The following is a 9,375-nucleotide window of genomic DNA, read 5'->3' as shown; positions in this document are numbered from 1 at the left end:
GCAGCCAGAATTTATGCGTCGTATGAAAGAAATGAGTCAATCTGGTGGTGGTGGAATGTTCGGAATGGGAAATATGCCAGAAATGTATAATTTGGTGGTAAATACCAACTCGGATTTAGCTTCCAATATCTTGAACACCGAAGACAAAACAACCCAGGAAGGTTTGGTAAAACAAGCTTTAGATTTGGCAAAATTATCTCAAAACCTATTGAAAGGCGAAGAGCTTACTGCTTTTGTGAAGAGAAGTTTTGATTTGATAAAATAATCCTCCCCTAACCCCTCCGAAGGAGAGGAACTATAACCTGCGAGTGAAAACTTGCAGGTTTTTTGTTTGAAAAAAGATTGAATGCTAAACAAAAAAGACGAACTTTGAATTCATAAATCAACACTATACAATGACTTTACACATAGAAACTCCCGCCCTTCTTTTCTCGGCAACATCATTAATTTTATTGGCTTATACCAACAGATTCCTAACTATTGCAACCATAATAAGAGGACTTAAAAAAGCCTACAAGGAAAAAGAAAACAGTTTGGTTTTATTGGAAATCAAAAACCTGAATTTACGCTTAACGCTTATTCGTTACATGCAAATGGCTGGAGTCTTGAGTTTATTCCTGTCGGTATTCACAATGTTATTACTATTTTTAGAACAACAGCTTTTCGGCGTTTATCTTTTCGGCTTGAGTTTGCTTAGTTTATTGATTTCTTTAGGATTATCCTTTTGGGAAATCAATATTTCAGTAGATGCCCTACGTTTGCATTTAAGTGATTTGGGCGTGAAAAAAGAAATGGAGTAACGATATTTTACAATCACAAATAAAATGTATTTTACTCCTCTAGAGTCTGAATTCATTACTCTATCTTTGCCTTCACTAAAAAAATAAAAATGTTTGATATTTCAGTTACAGAATGGGTGGGTTATTTAGCTTCATTAGTATTAATGATTTCATTTCTAATGAAAAACATAAATACACTACGAATTATAAATTCAACGGGATGCTTATTGTTTGTTGTTTATGGTTTTATGCTGGCAACATCTTGGCCGATAATTATTTCTAACACCTTCATATTAGGAGTAAATGTTTATTATTTAACAAAGCACTTTCGAAACCGCTAATTGTTATTAGTTTCGTGAAAACAAATTTGATTATAAGAGATTTAGAAAGCAATAAATCGCTTTTTTGTTTGTTTTACAAATCAATTATTCCAAATCTAAAAACTACAATTTCAACAGAAAATTAATATATTTGGAATCAAATATTTGATTTATGAACGAAATTGTTTCTTATTTTTCTACAATTCCTTCTTCTCATAGAAGTTTAATTCTCGTGAGTGGAATTACCTTATTTTGGCTACTAGAAAATGCTTTTCCTCTTTTTAAATTTACCTATAAGAAATGGCATCACGCCAGCATCAATATTTTTTTGACGCTAACGACCATTATCATCAATTTTTCGTTAGCGTTTATTTTATTAAAAACTTCCGATTGGACTATTGCTAATAATTTTGGTGTTTTACAATGGCTACCACCAATGTCTTTATGGTTTTATGCAATTGTAGGGTTGCTATTATTAGATTTTATTGGAGCTTATTTAGCCCATTTTACTGAACATAAAATTAAGTTTATGTGGCGATTCCATTTGATTCATCATTCAGATACTTGGGTTGATACTACTTCAGGTAATAGACATCATCCTGGCGAAAGTGTTATCCGATTTGTATTTACAACCCTTGGAATTCTAATCGTTGGAACTCCAATGTGGCTGGTTTTTATGTATCAAACTCTTTCTGTAATTTCGACACAATTCACTCACGCTAACATTGCATTGCCCAAAAAACTAGATGATTTTCTGAGTTATTTAATTGTTTCACCAGATATGCACAAGGTACATCATCATTATGCTTTGCCTTATACAGATAGTAATTACGGCAATATTTTTTCGATTTGGGATCGAATTTTCGGAACACATATGACTCTCCCAAAAGATAAAATTATCTATGGTATTGATACCCATATGAATCCAAAAGAGAACAATGAACTGGGAAATTTATTAAAAATTCCTTTCCAAAAGCAACCTTTTCCTTCAAACGACCAAAAAATATCTACTTAAGATAAAAAGTGATTACTTTTTTTATTAATATTGGCACATAATACAGAATCTAAATTTATTAATCATTAACAACCTATTTGAATTAATTTTCACCTGATGAAAAAGAGTAACCGCAAAGAATTAACCTGGGAAGAAACAGAAAAACTTGTTACATTCGCTTTAGAAGAAAGAAATCCTTTTGAAATCATCAAAAAAGAATTTGGCTTAGCCGAAAAAGAGGTTCTTGAAATTATGAAAAAAAAGATGCCTGCAGAAAAATTTGAAATGTGGAAAAAGAAAGCAGCAGCAAATAAACCAAAACCAAAACCCATTAAAATAGACGATTTCGACGAAGATTTAGATGGTAAATACTATATAAAAAACAAACTTGATTAAGTATTAAACTCCTGAATTCAGGAGTTTTTTATTTTAGTATGCATAACTTCGTAAAAATTATAAACGCCTTGTAACAATTTCGACTTTTCAAGACTTATTCTAAAACAAAAAAAATAATAAAATGAAAAAAATAATTTTTGTATTTGCATTTGCAACCGTTCTTTGGAGTTGCAAAACTGCCAGTTCTTCAATTGCTACTTCTACAAAGCAAGAAGTACAAGTAACAATTAATCTAAACGAAATCAAAGATGATAAAGTTTTGGTTACGGTTAAATCACCAAAAATTCTAACTGACGAAGTAACTTACGGCATACCAAAAATGGTTCCAGGCACTTATTCAGATGATAATTTCGGAAGATATATTGATGATTTTAAAGCTTTTGACAACAAAGGAAACTTGTTAGAAGTAAAAAAAACAGATGATAATTCGTGGTCTATTTCTAAAGCAAAAACTTTAGACAAAATAACTTATTTAGTTAATGACACTTTTGACACTGAAAAAGGAAGCGGTTTTGGTGGTGATGATATATTTTCACCAACAGGTTCAAACATTGATGCGGGTAAAAATGTAATGCTTAACACACATTGTTTTGTAGGTTATTTTAAAAATTATATGGCTATTCCTTACAAAGTAAACATTTCACATCCAGCTGACCTTTGGGGTGCAACCTCAATGATTGACCAAGATACATCAACCACAAATGATTTATTTACAACATCTCGTTATGCTGAATTGGTCGAAAATCCTATAATGTATTCTAAACCAAACTATACTTCATTCAATGTAAATGGAATGGATATTCAAATTGCAGTATATTCTCCTAACGGAAAATTGACTGCCGAAGATATTACGCCAGGAATGAAAACAATGATGACTGCGCAAAAAACATTTTTGGGAAAATTTAATTCCACAAAAAAATATAGCGTACTAATCTACTTAGCTGATATGGCGAAACCAGATGCACGTGGATTTGGAGCATTAGAACACCCAACTGCAACAACTGTTGTTATGCCAGAAATGATGGGAAAAGAAGCCTTGGCTGAACAATTAAAAGATGTTGTTTCTCATGAGTTTTTCCATATTGTAACTCCTTTGACAATTCACTCACAGGAAATTCAAAATTTCGACTACAATGCACCAAAAATGTCAGAACATTTATGGATGTATGAAGGTGTTACTGAATATTTTGCCAATCTTTTTCAAGTGAATCAAGGATTGATAACAGAAGATGAATTCTATACCAGAATGGCAGAAAAAATTGAACGTGCAAAAACCCTTAATGACACAATGCCTTTCACAACAATGAGTGCCAATGTATTAGAAAAACCATACAAAGACCAATATTTGAATGTGTATCAAAAAGGAGCGTTAATAGGAATGTGTCTGGATATAATTATCCGAGAAAACAGTCACGGAGAAAGAGGAATTCTAGACTTAATGCAAAAACTATCTAATGAATATGGAGTTTCAAAAGCATTCAATGATAATGAACTTTTTGCAAAAATTACCGAATTAACTTATCCAGAAGTGGGCGAATTCTTGAAAACCTACGTTGCTGGACCCACTCCTATTCCTTATGAAAACTACTTGGCGAGAGTTGGAGTTACAAAATCAACTAAAAAAACAGCTGGTAGTGTCTTCATGAAAGGCAATGTGAGATACATTTCAGTAGATAGAAGTACTAAGGAAATCATCGTAGTTCCAAATATTGAATTAAACGAATTCTACAACAATCTTGGACTTAAAGGTGGAGATATTATAATGACAATCAATGACAAATCTTATTCATTGGATAATATTTATGATATGATTACGATTAGCCAAAACTGGAAAGAAAATGATACAATCATAGTGAAAATAAAACGTGACGGCAAAGAGCAAATCATCAAAGGAACAGTAAAACTTCCTTACGAGGAAAAAGAAAGTTTCGAGGCAACCGATGCTTCAAAATCAGCATTAAAAGAAGCTTGGCTAAAAGGATAATCACAATTAGCAGAAAAGAAAGTCCCAATTTAGCAATAGATTGGGATTTTTTTTTGAAATTCAATGAGAACAATAACTAATCTTTCCAACAATTTCCTTTATTTTGCAAAAAACAAAACCATCTATGAAAAAATCAATTGTTGCCTTCTTTACCCTTCTTCTATTGTCATCTTGTAACAAGGAAGTATCAAAAACAAATTTACATTTAACGGGAAATATCAAAGGTTTAAAAAAAGGAACTTTATACATTCAAAGAGTAGTTGACACAAGTCTTGTTGCTATAGATACAATAAATATCGACGGAAAATCAACTTTCGAAACAGACATCGATTTAAAATCCCCAGAAATGTTGTATCTGTTTTTAGATAGAGGTGTTACCAATTCAATGGACAACAACATTTTGTTTTTTGCCGAAGCTGGAAACATTACTATTGACACTAATCTGGATTCTTATATTGCGAGTGCAAAAATAACTGGCTCAAAAAACCAAGATAAATATGAAGAGTATCAAAAAATAAATAGTCGCTTTAGAGATGAAAATCTTGACATGATTGAAAAGAAATTCAACGCCATCAAAAGTAAAAACTCGAAAGCGATTGACAGTTTAAATACAAAACAAGATAACAACACCAAACGCAAATATTTGTTTGCTACTAATTTTGCTATAAACAATAGAGACTACGAAGTTGCTCCTTACATCGCTTTGTCCGACATATATGACATCAATATCAAATATTTAGACACCATTCAAAAATCGATGTCACCAAAAGTAGCTCAATCGCTTTATGGAAAAAAGTTGACCGAATATGTTGCCAAAATTAAAAAGCAACAGTAATAATCTTCGGTGTTTAAATACAAAACCCATCTTGTTTTTTAAGAACAAGATGGGTTTTTTGTGATAAAAAATATTGAACTATAAATTCCTTATTATTATCTCAGTCCAAAAGCTACTGCTGCAATTATTGCTATTACTATTATTAAAGCATACAAACACATCATAACTATCATCAAAATCCCCATAAATTTGTAATGCGATTTCAAATATTCTAAAGAAGAAGCAAGTGATTCTGAATTATTATCTCTTAAAGCAGCCTTTGCTATTGAAGCAAATTTATTCAAATAATAGACTGGAAAGAAATAAAGTGCTGCCATCACCAAATACAAACCCGAGATAAACGATCCTCCCATAGAACCAAAACCTCCTCCCATTTCTTGTGACATACTGCCAATAAATGAGAATAATGCGCCTGCAAAAACAGCCATCAAAACAATCAAACCAATTCCGATATAACCAAGAATAGATAAAAAATAAGCCCATTTGGCTATCTCTTTCAAAAATCCTTTTGCGGATTCATTGAGTTGCATTTCAAAAGTTGAATTCTCTTCCATATCTAATTATTTTTGGTTAGACATCAAATCTAATAAAAATTTTATAATAATTATAATATAGAAATGTAATTTTTCGTTCAGAAAAATACAAAATAAAAAAACCGTAAGCTATAAACTTACGGTTTTCGATTGAGCCGGCGGAGGGACTCGAACCCACGACCTGCTGATTACAAATCAGCTGCTCTAGCCAACTGAGCTACGCTGGCGACTCATTACGGCTGCAAATATAAGTTTGAATTTCAATTTTACAAAAGAAATTCAATCTTTTTTGCTAACTTTTTTTACTGTAAATCGTTGATTTTGGCAATCAATTGATTTGCAGTTTGTTCCAACTCAACATTAATTTGTTTGAAGTGGGCTTTTTTATCTTCTACTTTTTTAGCGTTTACTTTAGTAATCAAAGTATCAAAAGCAGCAATTGCTTCATCGATTAAAGCATTAGTTTCTGTTGTTGGTTTTCCTGTTGTAGTAATTTCAAACAAGTAAACTGCTTCAATAATATCTCCTAATACGTAGTTGATGTCTTTCTTTAAATTTTTGACGTTTGCCATTTTATTTTTAATTTTAATTTGCGATTGCAAAAGTACATATAATCTTTCTATTACCGACTATGAAATATAAATTTCTAAAATCGAAGCTTTTCCGTTGAGAATGAATGACTTCAAAGCAGCAGGAATCAAAACAGTATCGCCTTTTATATATTCGAATTTTGCACCTTCATATTCCAATTCAAAACTGCCATCAACACACATATAAACAGTAAATGATTCTCCCGACTTGTTTACCGCAACTTTTCCTTCTAATGGTAGAAAATTAGTCGTAAAATAAGGACAATCTACAACTGTATTCGATTGATTCAAGTCCTTGGAATATTTTTTATAAGTATCTATTTTATTATAATTAATGGCTTCCAAAGCTAAATCGACGTGCAATTCTCTATGATTTCCTGCCGCATCCACTCTATCAAAATCGTATAATCGGTAGGTAATGTCAGAAGTTTGTTGAATTTCGGCAATAACCAATCCAGCTCCAATGGCGTGAACTGTTCCTGTTTCTAAAAAGAAAACATCACCAACTTCCACTTTTACATTGTCAAGAATAGAAAGTAAAGTTTTATTTTTTAGATTTTCTACATATTCATCAGCATTAGAATTCTCCTTGAAACCTACGATTAAACTAGCATTTTCATCTGCCTGCATTACATACCACATTTCGGTTTTTCCAAAGGAATTATGACGTTTTTTGGCCAATTCATCATTAGGATGCACTTGTATAGACAAATCTTCGCGAGCATCAAGATATTTAAATAGCAAGGGGAATTGTTTACCAAATCTTTTATAAACTTCAGTTCCTAAAATAGCTTCAGGGTTTAAATTAATCAAATCATTAAGTGATTTTCCTGCCAAACCACCATTAGAAACCACACTTACATCGCCTTCGACTGTGGAGAGTTCCCAACTTTCGCCCGTAATTTTCGAAGTTATGGGTTTATTTAAAATCGTTTTTAATTTTTCTCCTCCCCAAATTCTTTCCTTTAGAATAGGCTCAAATTGTAATGGATATAATTTCATTTTTTTTGTTTTTTTATTATGTGTTGAACAACTATTATTTATAATTAACTTTTTATTAATGAAATGAATAGCAAAAAAATATCAGTCAATATTTAGGATACTATTTCCTCTTTTATGCTATCATTTTTTTAATTGATTCCAAAGCTTTTGGGATATGATCCGTAGCCGTTAAACTATCGAAAATTAATTGAATAATTCCATTTTTGTCTACAACATAAGTCACTCTTCCTGGAATTAAACCAAATAAATTGGCTTTTACGCCAAAAAGATTCCTGATTTTTTTATCCGAATCGGAAAGCAAAATAAAGGGTAGATTGTATTTTTGAATGAATTTTTCGTGCGAAGCAATACTGTCACTACTTATTCCTATAACTTCGGCTCCCATATCTTTGAAGTCTTCGTATTGATCTCTAAAACTACAAGCTTGAGCCGTGCAACTTGGTGTATTATCTTTTGGATAAAAATAGAACACAATAGGTTTTTTGCCCACGACCGATGTACTATCAAAATCATTTCCAAAACTGTCTTTTGCTAAAAATTTGGGGATTTTATCTCCTACTTGTAGTGCCATTATTTCCCGTTATAGGTCACAAAATTCCTTGGAGTTTCATATAAAACCACTTCTAAATCAAACTCGGGTTTTATTCTTTTTCTAATTTTATTCCAAATTACCACAACAATATTTTCGGCCGTTGGATTTAGATTTTCAAATTCAGGAACATCCAAATTCAAGTTTTTATGATCGAAAGGTTTTTCAATTTCTTCAAAAATTAAATCACTTAAATCTTTAATATCCATCACATAACCTGTTTCAGGATTAATTTTCCCCGTAACACTTACTATCAATTCATAATTATGTCCGTGAAAATTAGGATTGTTGCATTTGCCAAAAACAACATCGTTTTGCTCGAAAGTCCAATCTTTTCGATACAATCGATGGGCTGCGTTGAAATGGGCTTTTCTCGAAACGGTTACTCTCATAGGGATTTATGATTTTGGATTTTATATTTTAGATTTTGGATTTCTGCATTCTGAAATCTCAAATCTGCAATCTTAAATCTTATGTTCTTCTAAAAAATGATAAAATTCGTCGAAAATTATTTTAAACCAAACAGTATAAATTTCAGGATGCAAGTGAATATCATTTTTGACTTCTTCGATGCTCATCCATTTCCAATTTTCAACTTCATCTACATTTATTTTTGGCTCGTCATTATAATAACCAATCATCACGTGGTCGAGTTCGTGCTCTGTCAATCCATTGTCAAAAGGGGCTTTATATATAAAATGAAACAATTCCTTCAGGTCAGTTTTGAAACCCATTTCTTCAAACAATCTGCGGCTTCCAGCTTGAATATTAGATTCGCCTTCACGCTGGTGACTGCAACAAGTATTTGTCCACAATAATGGTGAATGGTATTTTTGATGCGCTCGTTGTTGGAGCATAATTTCGTTTTTGTTGTTTAAAACAAATACCGAAAAGGCACGATGCAAAACTGCTTTCTCGTGGGCTTCGAGCTTAGGCATTAATCCTATTTGCTCATCTTTGGAGTTTACTAATATTACGTTTTCTTCTTTCATATTATTTTAGCTTGTCAAAATTACGAAAAAAGAAATTAGTTTTTGCGCTGTAAAAAGTTTGTGAAAAGTTTAACGCCTGTATAATAATTGAAAATAGTAATTTTAGTGTCTGAAAATGAGTAACAATTATGTAATATTCTAAAGTTAAAATTATTTTAATTAGTTTGGGAGCTGTTAAATTTCAGCCAAATAATAATTTATTTGTAAAGTATCTGACATTTTCATACTCAAGCACATTATACTTTTGGAGTATAAAAAAAGAAAATATGAAACCAACAATCCCAATCCGAATCTTCCTATTCTTGATTCCGCTATTTATGTTTCAAGCCTGTGGGCAAACAACAAAAAAACAAAACTATAT

Annotated in this window: 12 protein-coding genes, 1 tRNA gene and 1 pseudogene; 7 read left to right on the top strand and 7 right to left on the bottom strand. The window is 31.6% G+C overall.

Annotation, left to right across the window (positions count from 1 at the left end):
- From PHC28_RS11370 to PHC28_RS11340, 7 genes and pseudogenes are all read left to right on the top strand, one after another.
- Positions 1 to 265, top strand: a pseudogene (locus PHC28_RS11370) (molecular chaperone HtpG); the annotation flags it as partial.
- A 130-nt stretch (positions 266 to 395) separates the two neighbouring features.
- Entirely contained in the window at positions 396 to 800 is a 405-nt protein-coding gene (locus tag PHC28_RS11365; RefSeq protein WP_300100254.1) for a DUF2721 domain-containing protein, read from the top strand.
- 89 nt (positions 801 to 889) lie between these two features.
- Positions 890 to 1,120: a uroporphyrinogen decarboxylase gene (locus PHC28_RS11360; protein ID WP_300100251.1), complete on the top strand. Its 231-nt coding sequence runs from the start codon at positions 890 to 892 to the stop codon at positions 1,118 to 1,120.
- A gap of 151 nt (positions 1,121 to 1,271) precedes the next feature.
- The gene (locus tag PHC28_RS11355; protein WP_300100248.1) at positions 1,272 to 2,114 is read left to right on the top strand and encodes a sterol desaturase family protein; all 843 of its coding nucleotides are present in this window, start codon (positions 1,272 to 1,274) and stop codon (positions 2,112 to 2,114) included.
- 96 nt (positions 2,115 to 2,210) lie between these two features.
- The gene (locus PHC28_RS11350; RefSeq protein ID WP_300100245.1) at positions 2,211 to 2,489 is read left to right on the top strand and encodes a DUF2805 domain-containing protein; all 279 of its coding nucleotides are present in this window, start codon (positions 2,211 to 2,213) and stop codon (positions 2,487 to 2,489) included.
- A gap of 121 nt (positions 2,490 to 2,610) precedes the next feature.
- Positions 2,611 to 4,473 carry a peptidase M61 gene (locus PHC28_RS11345; protein ID WP_300100241.1) on the top strand — a complete coding sequence of 621 codons (1,863 nt, stop codon included), beginning with the start codon at positions 2,611 to 2,613 and terminating at the stop codon, positions 4,471 to 4,473.
- 124 nt (positions 4,474 to 4,597) lie between these two features.
- Positions 4,598 to 5,308 carry a DUF4369 domain-containing protein gene (locus PHC28_RS11340; protein ID WP_300100238.1) on the top strand — a complete coding sequence of 237 codons (711 nt, stop codon included), beginning with the start codon at positions 4,598 to 4,600 and terminating at the stop codon, positions 5,306 to 5,308.
- A 95-nt stretch (positions 5,309 to 5,403) separates the two neighbouring features.
- Here the strand turns inward: PHC28_RS11340 and PHC28_RS11335 are convergent, their stop codons facing one another.
- The 7 genes from PHC28_RS11335 to idi form a co-directional block, all read right to left on the bottom strand.
- The gene (locus tag PHC28_RS11335) at positions 5,404 to 5,862 is read right to left on the bottom strand and encodes a DUF5362 family protein (RefSeq protein WP_300100235.1); all 459 of its coding nucleotides are present in this window, start codon (positions 5,860 to 5,862) and stop codon (positions 5,404 to 5,406) included.
- Positions 5,863 to 5,994: 132 nt separating this feature from the next.
- Positions 5,995 to 6,068, bottom strand: a tRNA-Thr gene (locus tag PHC28_RS11330).
- A 75-nt stretch (positions 6,069 to 6,143) separates the two neighbouring features.
- Positions 6,144 to 6,413, bottom strand: a complete 270-nt coding sequence (locus PHC28_RS11325) for a hypothetical protein (protein ID WP_300100232.1) — start codon at positions 6,411 to 6,413, stop codon at positions 6,144 to 6,146.
- Positions 6,414 to 6,470: 57 nt separating this feature from the next.
- The gene (locus tag PHC28_RS11320; RefSeq protein ID WP_300100229.1) at positions 6,471 to 7,433 is read right to left on the bottom strand and encodes a type I phosphomannose isomerase catalytic subunit; all 963 of its coding nucleotides are present in this window, start codon (positions 7,431 to 7,433) and stop codon (positions 6,471 to 6,473) included.
- A gap of 112 nt (positions 7,434 to 7,545) precedes the next feature.
- Positions 7,546 to 8,004, bottom strand: coding sequence for a peroxiredoxin (locus PHC28_RS11315; protein WP_300100226.1), 459 nt, complete (start codon positions 8,002 to 8,004; stop codon positions 7,546 to 7,548).
- Positions 8,004 to 8,414: a 6-carboxytetrahydropterin synthase gene (locus PHC28_RS11310; RefSeq protein ID WP_300100223.1), complete on the bottom strand. Its 411-nt coding sequence runs from the start codon at positions 8,412 to 8,414 to the stop codon at positions 8,004 to 8,006. Before PHC28_RS11310 ends, PHC28_RS11315 begins: the two co-directional genes overlap by 1 nt.
- Before the next feature lie 72 nt (positions 8,415 to 8,486).
- Complete coding sequence (gene idi, locus PHC28_RS11305) at positions 8,487 to 9,014, bottom strand: isopentenyl-diphosphate Delta-isomerase (RefSeq protein WP_300100220.1); 528 nt, start codon at positions 9,012 to 9,014, stop codon at positions 8,487 to 8,489.
- Positions 9,015 to 9,375: the final 361 nt, after the last annotated feature.

The organism is Flavobacterium sp. (assembly GCF_028712645.1).
Lineage (GTDB): Bacteria > Bacteroidota > Bacteroidia > Flavobacteriales > Flavobacteriaceae > Flavobacterium.
Note: the sequence above shows the minus strand (reverse complement) of the source record. Positions and strands in the feature narration are given on the sequence as shown.

Excerpts from the sequence above, each read along its gene's own strand:
- PHC28_RS11365 (WP_300100254.1), top strand. The coding sequence starts at position 396 with ATGACTTTACACATAGAAACTCCCGCCCTTCTTTTCTCGGCAACATCA.
- PHC28_RS11360 (WP_300100251.1), top strand. The coding sequence starts at position 890 with ATGTTTGATATTTCAGTTACAGAATGGGTGGGTTATTTAGCTTCATTA.
- PHC28_RS11355 (WP_300100248.1), top strand. The coding sequence starts at position 1,272 with ATGAACGAAATTGTTTCTTATTTTTCTACAATTCCTTCTTCTCATAGA.
- PHC28_RS11350 (WP_300100245.1), top strand. The coding sequence starts at position 2,211 with ATGAAAAAGAGTAACCGCAAAGAATTAACCTGGGAAGAAACAGAAAAA.
- PHC28_RS11345 (WP_300100241.1), top strand. The coding sequence starts at position 2,611 with ATGAAAAAAATAATTTTTGTATTTGCATTTGCAACCGTTCTTTGGAGT.
- PHC28_RS11340 (WP_300100238.1), top strand. The coding sequence starts at position 4,598 with ATGAAAAAATCAATTGTTGCCTTCTTTACCCTTCTTCTATTGTCATCT.
- PHC28_RS11335 (WP_300100235.1), bottom strand. The coding sequence starts at position 5,862 with ATGGAAGAGAATTCAACTTTTGAAATGCAACTCAATGAATCCGCAAAA.
- PHC28_RS11325 (WP_300100232.1), bottom strand. The coding sequence starts at position 6,413 with ATGGCAAACGTCAAAAATTTAAAGAAAGACATCAACTACGTATTAGGA.
- PHC28_RS11320 (WP_300100229.1), bottom strand. The coding sequence starts at position 7,433 with ATGAAATTATATCCATTACAATTTGAGCCTATTCTAAAGGAAAGAATT.
- PHC28_RS11315 (WP_300100226.1), bottom strand. The coding sequence starts at position 8,004 with ATGGCACTACAAGTAGGAGATAAAATCCCCAAATTTTTAGCAAAAGAC.
- PHC28_RS11310 (WP_300100223.1), bottom strand. The coding sequence starts at position 8,414 with ATGAGAGTAACCGTTTCGAGAAAAGCCCATTTCAACGCAGCCCATCGA.
- idi (WP_300100220.1), bottom strand. The coding sequence starts at position 9,014 with ATGAAAGAAGAAAACGTAATATTAGTAAACTCCAAAGATGAGCAAATA.